Source organism: Bacillus sp. FSL P2-0099 (assembly GCF_038007445.1).
Lineage (GTDB): Bacteria > Bacillota > Bacilli > Bacillales > Bacillaceae_G > Bacillus_A > Bacillus_A mycoides.
On the sequence record NZ_JBBOXE010000001.1, the window covers coordinates 720,855 to 739,292 of the forward strand.

Sequence of the window (18,438 nt, forward strand, 5' to 3'; positions counted from 1 at the left end):
AATCCCAGCAGTCTTTTCATGCAAATTACATTGAGAAGAAGATCCATACAGTAAGACCAACTGTTGCAGCTGCAACGAAGAAACTGTATATCATTGTAAGAACTTGAATTCTTCCTTCTCCTTCTTTTAAGTGCATGAACATAATTAATTGTAATAACGCTTGCGCAACTGCCATTATGATGATAGTTGTTAATATCGTTGAAAGTGGCAGGTTTGTGTAAAGTGCCACGTATAACGCTAGAAACGTTAGTGCAAGCGATAAAATAAATCCGAAAACGTGTGACCATGGGAATCCGCTATGCCCATGCCCGTTTGCTTGGTTGTTATTTTGACCCATTTACGCCACCATCCCGTTCAAGTAAACTAGTGTGTAAATAAAGACCCAAACAAGATCAAGGAAATGCCAGTATAAGCTGATAATAAATACTTTACGAGCTGTAACTGGTGTTAAACCTCGTTTTAAAATTTGGATAATAACACAAGTTGCCCAGATGATACCACCTGTTACGTGGGCACCATGCGTTCCAAGAAGAACGAAGAATGCCGATAAGAAAGCACTTGTTTGAATCGTTGCACCTTCACCAACGTACAAAATGAATTCTTCAATTTCAAAGAATAGGAAGCCTGCACCTAAAAGTAAAGTCAGGATAAACCAAGCTAACATTCCTTTTTGATTGTGTTTACGCATTTCGTGAATTGCGATCCCACATGTAAAGCTACTTGTTAAAAGTAACAGTGTTTGAATTAAAAGTGTTTTAACTTCAAACAATTGCGCTGGTGTTGGGCCATCAGCCGTACGACCAGCAAGGACTAGATAAGAGGCGAAAAGTGTTGCGAACAGCATAATTTCAGCCCCAAGAAAAATCCAGAATCCTAGGATATTCAATCTGCTTTGCTCGGATTGATATTCCAAAGGTAAGCTTTTATCTAAAGCCGCCATGTCATTTCACCTCTCATGCTATATGTTCTGTTTCTTTAATTTCATCAACGCTTACGTAGTAGCCATCATCATAATCGAATGAACGATAGATTAAGCAACCTAAAATACCAATACCACCGATTGCTGCAATCCAGAACCAGCTAAATACTAATGCAAAACCTGCAAGACCGAAGAATAAAGACGCAATAATAGGCACGCCAGAATTACTTGGCATGTGAATTGGTTTTAATTCATCTGCTGTTGGTGTAATTGTTTCTCCACGTTTTTTCATGAACCAGAAAGCATCAGCTTCTTTAATTTCAGGAAGTTTCGCGAAGTTGTAATGTTGTACAGGAGATTGAGTTGCCCATTCAAGTGTACGGCCGTCCCATGGATCTCCAGTTGTGTCACGCTCACCGTGACGTGCACTCCAAATTACGTTATAGCAAAGGATTAGGAAGCCAATAGCCATCATTACAGCACCAACAGATGCGATTTGGTTTAGCCAGCCCCATCCAAGACTTTCAGAGTAAGTGTACATACGACGAGTCATACCGTCTAAACCTAAGAAGTACATTGGGAAGAAACAGATGTTAAATCCGCTCATAAAGATCCAGAATGTCCATTTACCTAGGCGTTCATTTAACATATGACCTGTCATTTTTGGATACCAGTATGTGAATCCAGCAAGCATAGCGAATACTGTACCTGCGATTAATACGTAGTGGAAGTGAGCAATTAGGAAGTAGCTGTTATGGTATTGATAATCAGCTGCTGCCATTCCAAGCATAACCCCTGTAACTCCACCAACTACGAAGTTTGGAATAAATGCCAATGACCAAAGCATTGGAACTGTAAAACGAATACGTCCTTTATACAGTGTAAACAACCAGTTAAAGATCTTAACACCGGTTGGAATCGAAATCGCCATTGTCGAAATCGAGAAGAATGAGTTAACCGCTGGACCTGCACCCATAGTGAAGAAATGGTGAAGCCATACGACGAAACTTAGTAAAGAAATTGCAACCATCGAGTACACCATCGCACTGTAACCGAATAGACGTTTACGTGAGAATGTACTAATGATTTCAGAGAAAATACCGAATGCCGGTAAAATAACGATATATACTTCAGGGTGACCCCATACCCAGAATAGGTTGGCCCATAACATCGGCATACCGCCGCTCGCCATCGTAAAGAAGTGAGCATCGAATAGACGGTCAAATGTCATTAATGCAAGAGCAACTGTTAATACTGGGAAAGCGAAAATAATGATAATTGTTGTAATTAAGATTGACCAAGTAAACATTGGCATTCTCATTAATTTCATGCCAGGTGTACGCATTTTTAAAATAGTAACTAGGAAGTTAATACCTGTCATTAACGTACCGAGACCTGAAATCTGTAATGCAATTGCGTAGTAGTTATTTCCTACACCAGAAGTAAACTCTGTACCTGCCATTGGGAAGTAAGAAGTCCACCCAGCGTCTGGAGAACCACCGATTACGAAAGCGATGTTGAATAACATTGCTCCGACAAAGAATAACCAGAAACTTAAAGCATTTAAGAACGGATATGCAACGTCACGAGCACCAATTTGTAATGGTACTACAAGGTTCATTAATCCCATAACGAATGGCATTGCCATGAAAAGAATCATTACTGTACCATGTGTTGTAAAGATTCCGTTATAGTGTTCAGCGTTTAAATAAGTTGTTTCTGGGAATGTTAACTGTGCACGGATCATTAAACCATCCATACCACCACGGAATAACATTATAACGGCAGAGATAATATACATGGTTCCTATTTTTTTATGGTCAACAGTTGTCAACCATTCATCCCAAAGCCATCTCCATTTTTTGTACTTTGTTAGTACGAAAAGAATCGCTAATGTCACAAGAACGATAGAAGCGTCAGCTCCGTAAATAATCGGGTCACCTGTGACAAAAAATTCATCAAGCTTCACTGTGTTCACTCCAATCTGTTGGAATAATAGCTATTATTTTTTGTTTTTGTAGTAGTTGTAATCACAATATTCAAGTGATTTTGGATCTACATAACTTAAGTGGTGACTAGAGAACGTCATACGCCCCACTACACCAGGTTTAATAATTTCGTTGTATTTCTTTTCTGATAATTTAGGGGCAGTTTCTTGTACTTCTTTTACCCACTTATCATATTTCTCTTTAGTTTTTGCTTCAACTTCGAACTCCATGTGAGTGAATCCTTCACCAGAGAAGTTCGAACTACGACCTAGGTAAGAACCTGGCTTGTCAGCTTGTAAATATAAGTCCATGATCATGCCATCCATTGTATACTTCATACCACCAAGTTCTGGTACCCAGAAAGCATTCATTGGACCGACAGAAGTCAGCTTAAATTGAATTGGTACACCAGCTGGGATGTTTAAATAGTTAACGGTTTCAATTTTTTCCTCCGGGTAACTAAATAACCATTTCCAGTTTGCAGATGTAACATAAATTTCAACTGGTTTAATATGTTTGGACTCTTGCGGAACCTCTTCCGAAGCATAAGTTGCTTTAACTGTTGGAATCGATAATGCGATAACGATAATAACAGGAATAATCGTCCAAATGATTTCTAATAATGTGTTACCATGTTGATCAGGTGGCTCATAGTCCATATTCTCTGGTTTTTCACGATAACGAATCAAGATGACTGTAAACAAGATGAATACAATTGCGATAATTAATGACATAAGCAAGAATGACCAAACAATTAAATCATACTGTGCTTTTGCAACAGGTCCTTGCGGATTTAATACTGCGAGTTTTTTATCACAGCCACCGAGGAACAGAAGTAATGATAACGGAAGAAGCGAAGCCAACTTCCAAAACGTTTTCTTTAGTTGCACGATTGAAAATCTCCTTTCTCCTTGGATTGAAACTATGCCAATAAAACAATATAAACCTATTAATTTATAGAAGGCAATAGTTTTTGTCATATTGTTAAAAAATAGACACAAATGCACGCTTTTTAAGGTGAATATCATTTGTAACTTGATAACATTGTAAACTATTTTCCAGATAAAAACGTGATTGTGGGAATTTTAAGATAAATAAAGTTATACCAACATACCCAATAAATAGAAAAAAATTATCTTATCATAAGGAAAAATACTGAATTTTTAATATATTCAGTTTGTTACCTAAGTTATATTTCTTTTTTGCTCAAATGTGACAACTTTCCGAAACTTTAACTCGGTATAAAATGTAACAAATAATCATAAATGGAACCCCGCAATAAAGAGCAATTCTCTGATCTGGAATGAAAGCTAAACTAACAAATGTAAGGAAATTGAGTGAGAAAGCTACGATTGGAACTATTGGATAAAGTGGTGTGCGGTATTTTAATTCTGCCTGTTCTACTTGTTGATTCATATGTCCCTCCCCCATATTTTTTTGTATGTTTTAACTAGATTTTATCCCGCATTAACGGGCAGTAAGACCCCCACCTCAAAATTCAGCGAAAGCAAAAAATTTAGGTGGGGGATCAACTGCCCGTAAAAGCCCGATTGGTTCAACTAATAATCAGTGGGGGATGAACAAAACCCCCACTGATTAAAGTTTCACTTTATTCGGTGCTTTTAATCATTAGTGGGGGTGAAAAACATACTTGGTTTATTTTGTTGTGAACTGAGTATGTAAAGGAAAAACTAACTATGACTAAATACCTTAGAATGTTTATTAACCTAGTGAAGGAAACGTGATTCTTTCACTAGGTTAATAATTTTGTTTTTTTATGAAAAATTCTGAAAAATTATATTTTTTCTTTCTATTTCAAACAATCGGAATTTTGAAAAGGTATTTGTGAATAATAATTCACAGAATCTTTCTAGCAAACTAGTAAGAAGAAAGGTACAATGATAGGAGTTGTGCCTTTAAAATAATTGATATAATGGAGTTTGGTTTATGATGAAAAAGTTAAAATATATTTTTATTTTCGGTATTATATTTGCTGTCGTGTTCTTTTTCGAGAAAGATAAAATTATGAAAAAGGCACAAGAATTTCGGTTAGACCTTTTCTCTGAGATGAAAGAAAGTGCAATGATTACAGAGGTTCCGTTTATTAGACAGTTACCTGAATTACCTAGAGGTTGTGAAGTGACAAGTTTAACTATGCTACTACAACATAAAGGTGTACAAGTAGATAAGATGCAACTTGCTAGTGAAATTCATCGCGTTCCATTTAAACAAGATGGTTTGCATGGAAATCCGTATGAGGGATTCGTCGGAAATATTTACACGAAAGCTGAGCCGGGATACGGTGTATATAATCAACCGATTTTTAATTTAGCAGAAAAGTATGTTCCTGAAAAAGTAATTAATTTAACGGGTAGAGACGTGCAAGATCTATATAAAGTAATTAGTTCTGGTTCTCCAGTATGGGTGATTATTAATACAACGTTTAAACCATTAGCCGAAAGTAGTTTTGAAACATGGAATACGAGTTCAGGTGAAGTGAAAATTACATATTATGAGCATAGTGTTGTAGTAATTGGATATGATCAAAACTTTGTATACGTAAATGATCCTCTTGCAAACAATCCACGAAAAGCTGTTCCTCGTGCTGAATTTGAAAAGGCATGGGAGCAGATGGGGAAACAAGCAATTACTATTTTATAAAGTGAAACTATAATCAGTGGGGGTTTTGTTCATCCCCCACTGATTATTAGTTGAACCAATCGGGCGTTTACGGGCAGTTAATCTCCCACCTAACTTCTTTGCTCCAGCCGAATTTTGAGGTGGGAGTTTTACTGCCCGTTAATGCGGGATAAAATGAAAAGTCATCTTGAGATGGCTTTTTCTTTTTGAATATTCATTATAGAAAATTCTGAAAATTCTTTCGGAAGTTAACAATTCACGCTATAATAACATTTAACTTGGTAAAGAAGGGGAGAAGAGAAATGGATGTCGCAAAGGAACTTGTTTTATCAAAGAATCAGTTGATTGAGTGGAGAAGGCATTTTCATAAGTATCCAGAGTTATCTTTTCAAGAGGAAAAAACATCTCAATTTGTATTCGACATACTTCGGGAAATCCCGTATTTAGAAGTCTCAAGGCCTACTAAATATAGTATAATGGCAAGGTTAACTGGTAGGCAGCCTGGTAAAACTATCGCGGTTCGTGCTGATATGGATGCTCTTCCTATTCATGAAGAAAATAAGTTTGATTTTATTTCTATATATCCAGGTGTGATGCATGCGTGTGGTCACGATGGTCACATGGCAATATTGCTTGGTGTAGTACATAAGTTGGTAGAGGAAAGAGAGAAAGTTAAAGGAGAGATTCGCTTTTTATTTCAACATGCAGAAGAAAACTTTCCGGGCGGTGCAGAGGAAATGGTCGCAGCGGGAGTGATGACAGGTGTGGATTACATTATTGGTGCTCATCTTTGGGCGTCATTAGAGGTTGGAAAAGTAGGTGTAATTTATGGTCCTGCGATGGCGGCGCCGGACGTTTTTAAAATTACGATAGAGGGAAAAGGTGGGCATGCTGGAATTCCGCATGAAACAGTTGATAGTATCGCCATTGGTGCGCAAGTAGTTTCGCAAATTCAGCAAATTGTATCTCGCCTCACGAATCCGTTAGATTCTCTCGTAGTATCTGTTACGCAATTTCATTCTGGGACAACTCATAATGTTATCCCGGAACAAGCGGAGATTGAAGGGACAGTGAGAAGTTTAAGGCATGAATTAAGAGAAGAAACAAAGAAGAAGCTTGAAAGGATTGTAAAACATATTACAGAATCCTACGGTGCTAAGTATACATTTTCTTATGAATATGGATATCGCCCAGTTGTGAACGATTATGAAGTTACAGAGCTTATTGAACATACAGCATTACAGCTTTATGGAAGAGAAAGGGTTGTTCGTTTACAACCAACGATGGCAGGGGAAGATTTTTCAGCATTTTTACAAAAGGCACCAGGGACGTTCTTTTTTATAGGGGCAGGAAATGAAGAGAAGGGAATTATATATCCGCATCATCACCCTCGTTTTACAATTGACGAAGACGCATTACCAATTGGAGTGGAAGTCTTTGTATCATCCATTATGAATTTTATAAGTAAAGGAGAATGAGATGAAAAAAATACACGTGCTAGCACTTATTCCAGTTCTTTGTTTAGTAGTTGGACCAGTATTTGCAAATTCGGTCACTCCTTACGTATGGGGGATGCCATTTTTATTATTTTGGGTACTATTATCAGTGCTCATTACGTCTCTTTGTATGGGTCTTGTGTACGTATTCGACCCTGCTAATAAGGGGGACGTAAAATGACTGCATTATTTATCATTATTATATTTTTGTTTCTCGCACTATTTTTAGGAATTCGGGCACAACATGGAAAAGATATGAATTTAGAACAATGGTCAGTTGGAGGAAGAGGATTTGGAACTATTTTCGTTTTTCTCCTTATGGCAGGGGAAATTTATACGACGTTCACATTTTTAGGAGGAAGTGGCTGGGCTTATAGTAAAGGAGCTCCTACATTTTATATTTTAGGGTATGGTGCATTAGCTTATATTTTATCGTATTTCTTATTGCCTCCAATTTGGAAGTATGCAAAAGAACATAACCTCATTTCACAATCAGATTTCTTTGCGAAGAAATACAGGAGTAAGACGCTTGGGGTAATTGTTTCAATTATTGGTGTTATTTCGATTATCCCGTATCTTGTTTTGCAATTAAAGGGATTAGGAATTATCGTTTCGGAAGCTTCCTATGGAAGAGTGACACCTGTTATTGCGGTATGGATTGGTGCTATTGTTATAACTATTTATGTAATGGTTTCAGGTATACATGGATCGGCTTGGACAGCTGCTTTGAAGGACATTATGATACTATTTATCGTTATGTTTTTAGGTATATATTTACCGTATCACTATTACGGAGGATTTCAACCGATGTTTGAAGCTGTAGAAGCTGCAAAACCAGGTTTTTTATCTTTACCTGAAAAGGGAATGAGTATTTCTTGGTTTGTTTCTACTATTATATTAACGGCTCTCGGTTTTTATATGTGGCCTCATACATTTGCCTCAGCTTTCTCAGCGAAAAGTGAAAAAGTATTTAGGAAAAATGCAGCAATTATGCCTCTCTATTCTTTAGTTTTGCTTTTTGTGTTCTTTGCAGGTTTTGCTGCTATCTTGCAAGTTCCAGGGTTAAAGGGAGCGGATGTAGATCTTTCATTATTCCGTCTGGCTCTTCAAACGTTTGATCCATGGTTTATTGGTATTATTGGTAGTGCAGGAGTGTTAACGGCATTAGTTCCAGGTTCCATGCTTGTTATGGCGGCATCTACGTTGTTAGCAAAAAATATTTACCGAACAATGGTGCCATCTGCTTCAGATAGACAAGTTGCAAAAGTAGCTAAGTTATTTGTACCTGTTGTAACGCTTGTTGCAGTATTGTTTACATTTAAAGGGGGAGAAACGATAGGGGCTCTTCTTTTAATGGGGTACAGTATAGTTACGCAACTTTTCCCTGCACTTGTATGTAGTTTGTTTCCACGTCAAATTATTACGAAGCAAGGAGCGATTGCAGGAATGGGGATTGGGTTGTTAATTGTCGCATATATTACCTTATCTGGTTCAACTATAGCTACGATGTTTCCGGGTGTCCCGCAGTATATGAAAGATTTGAATGTAGGTATAGTCGCGTTGTTAGTTAACGTTATTGTGATGTTTGTAGTTAGTGGATTCACAAGAAATGTATCTGTAAAGACCGACAATATAATAGTAGAAAAGTAATTCGTATGTTAGAGCTATCTTCGAAAAGAGATAGCTCTTTTTTGTATATATTTTCTTCTATTAGCGGAATCTAACTAAAAACTTGTTGAAAAGGAAGTTAGGTGGGGAAATTGTTAGAGCTAAAAGGTAACTTGTTTGAAGTTATGAAGGAAATTAGAGATGAGTTAGGTTCACCTAATGATTTAACAATTAGAGAAGTTGCTCTTGCTGGTAGTTTTACACGTTGTGCGGTTGTTTTCTTATGTGGATTGACAGATAAGGATAATGTTTATAAATATGTAGTTCGTACACTTCAATATGAAGAAATACCAAATGAAGCAGCTGTGGTTCAGACATTATTGGATCGTTTTATTTCTATTGCAGAAGTCGGTATGAAGACGACTTTTCCAGATATTATAAATGCGGTTTTAGCAGGAGATACAGTCATATTAATTGATAATATTCAAACGGCTATTGTTGTTAACAGTAGGGCTTGGGAGAAAAGAAGTCTAGAACCGCCAGTGACAGAAGATTTAATTCGTGGACCGAGGGTTGGGTTAAATGAAGATATTAATGTGAATAAAATGTTAATTCGCCGTGGTTTACGTGATCCGAAGTTACGGTTTCAATCTTATATTATGGGGAAGCGATCGCAGAAAGAAGTAACCCTAGTATATATAGAGGATATTATTAACCCTTACATCGTAAACGAGCTAGATCGGCGTCTTCAATCAATAGTGACAGATGTCATTTTTGAGACAGGAACGATTGAGCAATTAATTCAAGATAATAATTTATCGCCGTTTCCGCAGTTTTTAAATACGGAAAGACCAGATAATATAGTGGCTGCATTGGCGAAAGGGAAAGCGGCCATTTTAGTAGATGGGTCACCATTTGCTCTTATAGCTCCACTAGTATTTGTTGATATTTTTCAATCTGTAGAAGATCATTATGAGCGTTGGATAATTGGAACGTTATTAAGAATGTTACGTATGGGATCAGGTATCGCTGCTGTTTTATTACCTGCCATGTACGTAGCGCTTGTATCGTATCATCAAGGGCTTATTCCATCTAAACTAGCTTATTCCATTGCGGGAGCGAGAGAAGGGGTACCGTTTCCTGCTTATATAGAAACGTTAATGATGGCATTAACGATGGAATTAATACGAGAAGCCGGGATTAGGCTTCCGAAACCGATGGGACAAACAATTGGCATCGTAGGCGGTCTTGTAATTGGAGAAGCGGCAGTAAATGCGGGGATTGTAAATCCGTTTTTAGTAATTATTATTGCGGTTACCGCAATTGCTACGTTTTCACTGCCTGTATATAGCATTACGATTACGTTTCGAATTTTACTTTTTGTTTTTGTATTAGCAGCAACTGCTTTTGGATTGTACGGAATCATTTTAGCTCTTATTTCACTTGCGGTTCATATTACAAATTTAAAGAGTGTTGGTGTTCCGTATACAACGCCTATTGCTCCTGCATTTTATAAAGATTGGAAAGAAGAACTTATTCGTATGCCAAAATCGATGTTGAAAGAGCGACCGGAATATTTACAAACGAAAGACTCTACATTAAATCCAAAGGAGCGAGAGTAATTGAAACCATTTGAATATGGGGATGAGGAAATTGGATCTCGGGAAATTGGGTTTGCGGTATCGTCAACCATTATTGGTATCGGGGCATTGTCTATGCCGAGAGATATTGCTGATCAAACTTTATTTTCGGACGGTTGGATTATTTTACTTTTGGGTGGATTGATATGTGCGGTTTTAGGTTGGTTTGTAACGAGGGTAGCTATTTTATTCCCAAAACAAAACTTTGTTCAATATACGAGTGCACATTTGACGAAACCTGTTGCATACACAATTAGTAGCATTTTAGTATTAACGTTTGCAGCTTTGACAGCATATGAATCGCGAATGATTGCGGTTATTTCACAAACATATTTATTTAGTGATACACCAATACAGCTATTGTCTTTCTTCTTCTTATTAGTTGTTATTTATGGAGTAGCAGGATCGAGAGCGGCTTTATTAAGGTTAAATGTTCTATTCTTACCAATTGTTTTAATTGCGATAGTGTTGCTTTCTTTATTGAATGTGAATTTAATGGAAATAAATAATTTACTACCGGCTTTTCAAACGAATGTCAGTCAGTATGCTGTAGGAGTTAAAAATTCTATTTTTACATTCATCGGATTTGAGGTAGCTCTGTTTTATGCTGTGTTGTTGAATGATAAGACAGCGAAAAAAGCGCCAATGGCAGTTGCAAAAGCGGTGATCGTAAACGTGTTGTCATACATTTTAATTTATGTAACTTGTATTAGTGTTTTTACGTATATGACAACACGTGGATTGACATATCCAACAATTGAATTAGGGAAAGAAATTGAAATTGGTGGAGGTTTTTTAGAAAGATTTGATGCGATTTTTTTTACTACTTGGATTATTACTATTTATAACACTACAGCAATGTATTATGACGTCGCATCTTTATTATTTTGTGCTATGTTTCCAAAAGTGAAGAAACATATTTTTATTTTTGTAAGTGCCCCGATTATTTTTATGGTGAATATGATACCTAGTAATTCGAAAGAATTGTCAAGTTATGGGACTTATTTAGCTTGGATAGATATGGGGTTTGTCGTGTTAGCGCCTTTGTTAGTTTTTATTGTATATAAAATAAAAAGAAGGAATGGTAGAAATGAAACGCCTTCTTAAAATAATAATGGTTATGGTTTTAGCTGGATCTATAAGTGGGTGCTCTGAGTTAGAAGAAATAGAAGAAAGAGGATTTGTAGTAGGCGCAGCTTACGATATTGTAAAGGTAAAGAAAGCAAATCCAATTATGAAAGGTACGTATCAGATGGTACTCCCCAGTAAATTGTCCCAACAAGGTGGACAAGGTGATGGAGATGGTGAAAATTATATTAATGTTAGTGCGAAAGCAGATAGTGTCTTTGAGCAAATACGAATTATCGCCAAAAAAATTAGTCGTTCATTATTCTTTCCGCATATACAAGTGATAATTTTTTCTAAAGATTTACTAGCGAATCCGTATATTTTACAAAATACGTTAGATGTATATATTCGCGATCATGAGATGAGAAGAAATATTCGTTTGTTCGTTTCTGAGAAAAATGCAGAAGCTATTTTAAAGCAGAGTGCCAAGCCTGAGAACTTACCGGCGCAGTATATTGATATGTTAGCTGAACACCCTCCGAAAAATGCTCAAATGATTGAAGCTGCAAGAATTGGTGAAGTACAGGAAAAGATGATTTCTAACCAAAGTTTCGTATTACCTATTCTCGAACTAACAAAACAAGGGGTACAAATGAATGGGGCAGCACTGTTTCGTGGGAAGGATAATAAGTGTGTAGGCAGTTTGAGTGGAGAACAAACAGTAGGAATGAATTATATAATAGGTAAAAAAATTGGAGGTTTTTTTACTATCCGTAAAAAAGACCAGCTTATTACATATGAAATTCATAAGGTGCATCGAAAGATTAAAGTGTCTACGACAAATGCTACAAAACCGAAGTTTGATATTCATTTATCTCTGGAAGGTACATTGGCTGAGTTGCACTTTAGTGATCATAAACAAGTTATGAATGAAAAGCGCTTGAAGAGGGATATTTCGAAGGAAATGGAGAAGCGTATTCAAAAATCGATTAAGCTTGTTCAAAAAAAATATAAGGTAGATGTATTGGAATTAGGAGAAGTATATAAACGGCATAATTATAAAGAGTGGAAAAAAATAAGTAAGAATTGGGATCAAGGTGAAAATTACTTTAGTAACGCTGAAATTACTGTTCATGTTCATCCGACAATTGAGCATTCAGGTTCAGCTTTACCGAAAAGAGTGAAATAAGGTGATGGAAGTTGTTTACTGGATTAGGAATTAGCTGCACGATATTAATGGCGGTTCTTCCGGGAGCCATATACTTTATTCATAAAAAACTCACAACGTATGGAGCGCAGCCGTGGAAAGAAAAAAAGAAACCTGAATAATTTCAGGTTTCTTTCACACAAAGCATATGTGAAGGGGGATACCTTCTATGTATGCTTTGTTTTTATACAAGCCCTAACCAATGTACCAATTGTGTAGAGAGGAATGTCACAACAATGGCGATAACGGTAGGGATTGCGAACGATAAGAATGTCCATTTTGCACTTTTTGTTTCTTTATATATGTTAACTAGTGTTGTTCCGCACGGGAAATGAAGAAGAGAGAACAACATTGTGTTTAACGCAGTTAACCAAGTCCAACCGTGTTCTAAGAATAGATTTTTAATTTGATTAAAATCATCTATTTCAGTTAAAGCACCAGTTGATAAGTAAGACATTAATAAAATCGGGATGACAATTTCATTAGCTGGTAGCCCAAGAATGAATGCAGCTAAAATAAAGCCATCAAGTCCTAACATTTTAGCGAATGGATCTAGGAAGTTTACAAAATACATAAGTAAGCTTGTGTCACCGATGAAAATATTAGCAAGTAACCAAGTTAATGCAGCTGCAGGGGCAGCTACAACTATAGCTCGTTTTAAAACATAAATTGATTTATCGAGTGTTGCACGTACAATTGTATTCCAAACTTTTGGCTTACGGTACGGCGGTAACTCAAGAGTGTAGTGAGTTGGCACACCTTTTAAAGCTGTTTTTGATAGTACCCAAGAAACAGTTAATGTCATAATAACACCAATTACAACCATTCCAACTACAACGCCAGCAGTAACAAGTGTTTGCATACTACCTGTATAACCAGCAGCCATAAATAATGAAGCCATTAAAATTAACATAGGCCAGCGACCGTTACAAGGAACGAAGTTGTTTGTTAAGATTGCAAGCATACGTTCACGTGGTGATTCAATAATACGTGTTGACATAATGGCAGCTGCATTACAACCGAATCCCATTGCCATTGTTAAAGATTGCTTGCCATGTGCACCAGATCGTTTGAATAAGCGGTCCATGTTAAATGCGACACGTGGTAAATATCCGTAGTTTTCTAATAGCGCGAACATAGGGAAAAAGATTGCCATAGGTGGTAACATAACGCTAATAACAGCACCGATACCGCGGAATAAACCAAGTATTAAAATGCCATGTAACCATTCAGGTGCATGCGCTGCTTGGAACCAAGATGTTAAATATCCTTCTACCCAGCCAAAGAACTTAGCGATCATATCAGAAGGTACGTTAGCGCCTGCAATTGTGAGATAAAAAATAATAGATAAAATACCGAGCATAATTGGGAATCCCCAGATTGGAGATGTGAAAATTTTATCTAGTTTTTCAGAACGATACAATTTATCGGTATTTGTATATTGGACAGCTTCTTTACATATACTTGCGGAGGTTCGATAAATATCTCCGACAATATCATCTCGTATATCTTCTTTTGAAAGTGTTTGTGCATGTTGAACAATATAGTCCAGCGGAAGAGCTTTACTGGCTGAGTGAGATTCCATTGATCACAACCTCCCTTACAAGTGGTTCGTTATGGTGTTTTTGAAGTGTAGTTAAGAAATTCTTATCGCCATCTAATATACGTAATGCAATCCAACGTGCTGGATACGTATCACCGAATACTTTATAAATTTGTGGTTCTAATTCCTGAATCATATTTTCGATTTTATCGTTATAAGTAATTTTAATTGGTGTTGGAATTAGTTTTTTATTTGCTACTTTAGCGATGACATTTAGCAAATGACCAATGCCTACTCGGTTGCGAGCAGAAATCTTCACTACAGGTACACCGAGTGATTTTGCTAATTTCTTTTCGTCAATAATGATTCCTTTTTTCTCCGCTTCATCAATTAAGTTAATACAAATGACCACATCGTTTGTCATTTCCATTACTTGGAGTGCTAAATTTAAATTTCTTTCCATTGCAGTTGCATCTATAACAACTACAGTTACTTCTGGTTTTTCAAATATAATATAATCTCGTGCTACTTCTTCATCTGCCGAATTTGAATACAGTGAGTAAGTTCCAGGTAAATCTATTATTGTATATATATTTCCGCCGTGCTTATATTCCCCTTCAGCCTTTAAAACAGTTTTCCCCGTCCAGTTTCCAGTATGTTGTTTTAAGCCTGTTAAAGTATTAAATAATGTACTTTTTCCGGTATTCGGGTTACCAGCTAACGCAATGCGGTGGTTACTCATCTGAAATCATCTCCTATTAATACCCCGAAAATAAGGGAGCTTTCTTCACTACGCAGTGCAATAGTTGTGTTGCTTACTTGATAAGCAACTGGGTCTCCAAGTGGGCTGCGTTGTAATACTTTAATTGTCGCTCCAGGAAAAAAGCCTAAATCTAATAAACGTCGTTTCATAGTTCCTTCTAATTGTATCTTCTCAATTTGTACAAACTCTCCTGTTTTAAATTCAGAAAGTGGTTTTGTATTAGCCGATACCATAAAAGTTACCTCATCTCTATATTGTTAGTTTAAGTTTAAAAAGTTTCCTTAGGTAAACTTTTTGATACTAATATATTAGACTACATTTAATGATGCTGTCAATTAGTACTTTAAAAATATTCAATTATTTTTAGAATTGTTCCAATTTATTTAGTTGTACCAAAAAATATTACTGAAATTCTTCTCAATGTAAATAAAGTAAGGGTGTAAAACCTTAAAAATATAGGGTGATTGTAAATGTAGTTTTAATCTAAAGGGGAAAATGCAGAAAATTATTTACACTAGCTTTACATTGTTAAGATTAAATTTACAATAATGCATGTTTAGTGTGGGTTTTGTTGGGTTTTTCAACTATAAATGTTGGAATGTCTAGCTTTTGCGGGATGTTACCCCTATTTACTTAAACTTAAAAATTGCTTAACACTCACATAATATTGTTGTCCTACAATGAATTTGTGTTCGAAAGAAGATGAATTCGAAAAGTGATAATCCAAATGGGGGTACAAGACATGGTTATGAAAAAGGGTATTAAATTTTCTTTAGCGGCTTTAGTTGTTGCAGGTGCATTAGTTGGATGTGGAAAAGCAGAAAGTACGGATAATAAGGAAGCTGCTAAAGGTAGCGATGCAAAACAAGAATTATCAGGTACGATTGCAGCGGCTGGCTCTACAGCTCTTCAACCTCTTGCGGAGGAAGCTGGAAAGAAATTCATGGAGAAAAATTCAAAAGTTTCTATTCAAGTTCAAGGTGGCGGTAGTGGAACTGGGATTAACCAAGTAGCATCTGGTGCAGTACAAATTGGTAACTCAGATGTTCCAGCTGGAGATAAAATAAAAGATGCTGAAAAAGCAAAAGAATTAGTAGATAACAAAGTTGCGGGTATCGCATTCGCACTTGTCGTAAATAAAGATGTAAAAGTTGATAACTTAACAGTAAAACAAGTGCAAGATATCTTCACTGGAAAAGTAACGAACTGGAAAGAAGTAGGCGGAAAAGATGAAAAAATCAATGTAATTAACCGACCAGCTTCATCTGGTACACGTGCTACTTTTGAAAAGACAGTGATGAAAGACGCGAAGATTAATGATGGAACTGGTACAACACAAGATTCTAATGGTGCTGTAGAGCAAGCGATTAACTCTACTCCAGGTTCAGTTAGTTACTTAGCAATGTCTTACATGGTTGGTGAGAAAAAAGGTGCGTTACAAACGGTTAAAATTGATGGATCTGAACCGAAAGTTGAAAATATTTCTGCTGGTAAATATCCATTCTGGTCTTACGAGTACATGGTAACTAAAGGTGAGGCAAAAGAAGCGACAAAAGCTTACATTGACTATGTAAAAGGTAAAGATTTCGAAAAACAAGTAGAAGATATGGGTTACATCCCAATGTCTAAATTAAATAAGTAATAAAATTTTATGGGGCTGGCTGCAAGGCCAGTCCTGTTCAATGCAATCTATGAAGTGGGGTCTGTCCTGTGATGAAGGGGAAAAAACAAATTAATTACGTAAAGAGTGAATATATAGGTAGATCACTTGTTACGTTTTGCGGTATCTTTATTGTTTTTATTACATTAGCTATTATTGCGTTTATTTGCGGCAAAGGCATTCAATCTTTCACGCAAAGTGGTATCTCATTTTCTGAGGTGTTAACTTCGATGAAATGGAATCCAAATGCTGATCAAGGTACGTATGGTGCTGTCATCTTTATTGTCGGTTCGACGCTTGTGTCGTTAGGTGCTGTTGTCATTAGTGCACCAATTGCTATAGCTCTTGCTATATTCATGAATTTAATTTCGCCGAAGTTTGGGAATAAAGTATTAAAGCCTGTTTTAGAATTATTAGTTGGTATTCCATCAGTTGTATACGGATTATTAGGGGTTACGATCTTGGTTCCTCTATTACGGGATTCGTTCGGTGGAGTGGGATTTAGTTTAATTGCGGGTATTATTGTCCTGAGTATTATGATTTTACCTACTATTGCTAGTATTGCCTCTGATGCAATACGCTCTGTTCCGTTTGATTACTTGGAAGCTTCTTACGGTCTAGGATCGACGAAATGGCAAGCGATTAGCCGAGTTATTGTTCCTGCTGCAAAACAAGGAATTTTAACAGGTATAGTTTTAGGGTTAGCGCGTGCTTTTGGTGAAGCGTTAGCGGTTCAAATGGTAATCGGGAACACGATTAAATTACCGGAAGGAATATATAGTCCAACAGCAACGTTAACAGGTATTCTGACAATGGATATGACGAATACATTGAACGGAACAGCTTGGAACAACGCGCTATGGACGTTAGCGATGATTTTACTTGTTATTTCATTCCTGTTTATTTTAGTAATTCGAGCGATTGGTCAAAGAGGTGAGCGATAATAATGAATGCAAGAACGGTAAATAAAGTTTGGACAGGTATCTTTTATGGGGTTGCAGCTTTAGTTGTAGCTTTGCTGGCTTTTTTAATGTACGAAATTCTGCAAAAGGGATGGGGATTTTGGGATCCTAGTTTCTTATTCGGAGAACCAAGCAATACAAGAGCTGGTGGAGGAATTGGTCCACAGTTATTCAATTCTTTCTACATGCTTGTTATAACACTTATTATATCTATTCCTCTTGGACTAGGGGCTGGAATATATTTAGCGGAGTATGCAAAACAAGGTCGTTTTTTAAGTTTTGTTCGTTTATGTATTGAAACAATGGCGTCTTTACCTTCTATTGTTGTTGGACTATTTGGCTTATTAGTATTTGTTACCATGACAGGCTGGGGATATACAGTAATGGGTGGAGCTCTTGCTTTAACTATTTTGAATTTACCTGGTTTAACACGTGTTTGTGAAAATGCGATTTCTGAAGTTCCTCATAATGTAAAAGAGGCGAGTCTTGGACTAGGTGCAACGAAATGGCAAACAATTGCCCGCATCATTATCCCGTCTTCGTTACCACAAATCATTACAGGTATTATTTTAGCGGCAGGCCGTATATTCGGTGAAGCTGCGGCGTTAATTTATACAGCGGGTTTAACATCACCTATTTTAAATTCAGCAGCGGACTTCTCGAGCCCCTCGCATCCTTTAAATCCATTTAGACCAGCTGAAACGTTAGCTGTTCACATTTGGAAATTAAACTCTGAAGGGATTATCCCGGATGCGAAGTTAATTGCAACAAAATCTGCAGCTGTATTAATTATTATGGTATTACTCTTTAATATCATTTCTCGTTTCGTAGCATCTGTATTACACAAGCGTTTTACAGGAGCGAAAAAAAGTCGTAAAACGACGAAGAAGGTAAAAGCGGCATAAATGTCCGTAAAAGAACTCTCTGTTTATAAACAGGGAGTT

At 36.7% G+C, this 18,438-nt stretch carries 18 protein-coding genes and 1 pseudogene; 11 read left to right on the forward strand and 8 right to left on the reverse strand.

The window, feature by feature from the left end:
• Window positions 1-25: 25 nt before the first annotated feature.
• The 5 genes and pseudogenes from qoxD to MKY90_RS03605 form a co-directional block, all read right to left on the reverse strand.
• Complete coding sequence (qoxD, locus tag MKY90_RS03585) at window positions 26-337, reverse strand: cytochrome aa3 quinol oxidase subunit IV (RefSeq protein ID WP_078203679.1); 312 nt, start codon at window positions 335-337, stop codon at window positions 26-28.
• The gene (gene qoxC / locus MKY90_RS03590) at window positions 338-940 is read right to left on the reverse strand and encodes a cytochrome aa3 quinol oxidase subunit III (RefSeq protein ID WP_002029841.1); all 603 of its coding nucleotides are present in this window, start codon (window positions 938-940) and stop codon (window positions 338-340) included.
• 13 nt (window positions 941-953) lie between these two features.
• A complete protein-coding gene (gene qoxB, locus MKY90_RS03595; RefSeq protein ID WP_002063826.1) occupies window positions 954-2,888 on the reverse strand; it encodes a cytochrome aa3 quinol oxidase subunit I in 1,935 nt (644 codons plus the stop codon).
• 33 nt (window positions 2,889-2,921) lie between these two features.
• On the reverse strand, window positions 2,922-3,797 hold the full coding sequence (locus MKY90_RS03600) for a cytochrome aa3 quinol oxidase subunit II (protein ID WP_002134440.1): 876 nt from the start codon (window positions 3,795-3,797) through the stop codon (window positions 2,922-2,924).
• 294 nt (window positions 3,798-4,091) lie between these two features.
• Window positions 4,092-4,299, reverse strand: a pseudogene (locus tag MKY90_RS03605) (amino acid permease); the annotation flags it as partial.
• Window positions 4,300-4,857: 558 nt separating this feature from the next.
• Here MKY90_RS03605 and MKY90_RS03610 point away from each other — a divergent pair.
• The 8 genes from MKY90_RS03610 (at window position 4,858) to MKY90_RS03645 (ending at window position 12,688) form a co-directional block, all read left to right on the forward strand.
• Window positions 4,858-5,568 carry a C39 family peptidase gene (locus tag MKY90_RS03610; RefSeq protein WP_033708611.1) on the forward strand — a complete coding sequence of 237 codons (711 nt, stop codon included), beginning with the start codon at window positions 4,858-4,860 and terminating at the stop codon, window positions 5,566-5,568.
• A gap of 281 nt (window positions 5,569-5,849) precedes the next feature.
• A complete protein-coding gene (locus tag MKY90_RS03615) occupies window positions 5,850-7,025 on the forward strand; it encodes an amidohydrolase (RefSeq protein ID WP_341090382.1) in 1,176 nt (391 codons plus the stop codon).
• A 1-nt stretch (window position 7,026) separates the two neighbouring features.
• On the forward strand, window positions 7,027-7,224 hold the full coding sequence (locus tag MKY90_RS03620) for a DUF3311 domain-containing protein (protein ID WP_002029838.1): 198 nt from the start codon (window positions 7,027-7,029) through the stop codon (window positions 7,222-7,224).
• Window positions 7,221-8,693 carry a sodium:solute symporter family protein gene (locus tag MKY90_RS03625; protein WP_002090880.1) on the forward strand — a complete coding sequence of 491 codons (1,473 nt, stop codon included), beginning with the start codon at window positions 7,221-7,223 and terminating at the stop codon, window positions 8,691-8,693. The genes MKY90_RS03620 and MKY90_RS03625 overlap by 4 nt, the downstream gene beginning before the upstream one ends.
• 101 nt (window positions 8,694-8,794) lie before the next feature.
• Complete coding sequence (gene gerLA, locus MKY90_RS03630) at window positions 8,795-10,273, forward strand: spore germination protein GerLA (protein WP_215599044.1); 1,479 nt, start codon at window positions 8,795-8,797, stop codon at window positions 10,271-10,273.
• Window positions 10,274-11,398, forward strand: a complete 1,125-nt coding sequence (gene gerLB / locus MKY90_RS03635; RefSeq protein ID WP_098168783.1) for a spore germination protein GerLB — start codon at window positions 10,274-10,276, stop codon at window positions 11,396-11,398.
• Window positions 11,382-12,548 carry a Ger(x)C family spore germination protein gene (locus tag MKY90_RS03640; protein ID WP_085309167.1) on the forward strand — a complete coding sequence of 389 codons (1,167 nt, stop codon included), beginning with the start codon at window positions 11,382-11,384 and terminating at the stop codon, window positions 12,546-12,548. Before gerLB ends, MKY90_RS03640 begins: the two co-directional genes overlap by 17 nt.
• A gap of 11 nt (window positions 12,549-12,559) precedes the next feature.
• Entirely contained in the window at window positions 12,560-12,688 is a 129-nt protein-coding gene (locus MKY90_RS03645) for a hypothetical protein (protein ID WP_000493988.1), read from the forward strand.
• Between the two features lie 62 nt (window positions 12,689-12,750).
• Here MKY90_RS03645 and MKY90_RS03650 read toward each other — a convergent pair whose 3' ends face one another.
• Genes MKY90_RS03650 through MKY90_RS03660 form a run of 3 tightly spaced genes read right to left on the reverse strand, consistent with a single transcriptional unit; the run spans window position 12,751 to window position 15,105 of the window.
• Window positions 12,751-14,151, reverse strand: coding sequence for a nucleoside recognition domain-containing protein (locus MKY90_RS03650; RefSeq protein WP_085309169.1), 1,401 nt, complete (start codon window positions 14,149-14,151; stop codon window positions 12,751-12,753).
• Entirely contained in the window at window positions 14,129-14,851 is a 723-nt protein-coding gene (locus MKY90_RS03655; RefSeq protein ID WP_002063836.1) for a FeoB small GTPase domain-containing protein, read from the reverse strand. Before MKY90_RS03655 ends, MKY90_RS03650 begins: the two co-directional genes overlap by 23 nt.
• Window positions 14,848-15,105 carry a FeoA family protein gene (locus MKY90_RS03660; RefSeq protein ID WP_002134462.1) on the reverse strand — a complete coding sequence of 86 codons (258 nt, stop codon included), beginning with the start codon at window positions 15,103-15,105 and terminating at the stop codon, window positions 14,848-14,850. The genes MKY90_RS03655 and MKY90_RS03660 overlap by 4 nt, the downstream gene beginning before the upstream one ends.
• A 509-nt stretch (window positions 15,106-15,614) precedes the next feature.
• On the opposite strand from MKY90_RS03660, the gene MKY90_RS03665 reads away from it, so the two are divergent.
• The 3 genes from MKY90_RS03665 (at window position 15,615) to pstA (ending at window position 18,399) form a co-directional block, all read left to right on the forward strand.
• Window positions 15,615-16,514: a phosphate ABC transporter substrate-binding protein PstS family protein gene (locus MKY90_RS03665; protein ID WP_000245113.1), complete on the forward strand. Its 900-nt coding sequence runs from the start codon at window positions 15,615-15,617 to the stop codon at window positions 16,512-16,514.
• A 71-nt stretch (window positions 16,515-16,585) separates the two neighbouring features.
• Window positions 16,586-17,476: a phosphate ABC transporter permease subunit PstC gene (gene pstC / locus MKY90_RS03670; RefSeq protein ID WP_016101789.1), complete on the forward strand. Its 891-nt coding sequence runs from the start codon at window positions 16,586-16,588 to the stop codon at window positions 17,474-17,476.
• Window positions 17,477-17,478: 2 nt separating this feature from the next.
• Window positions 17,479-18,399, forward strand: a complete 921-nt coding sequence (pstA, locus tag MKY90_RS03675) for a phosphate ABC transporter permease PstA (protein WP_002010630.1) — start codon at window positions 17,479-17,481, stop codon at window positions 18,397-18,399.
• Window positions 18,400-18,438: the final 39 nt, after the last annotated feature.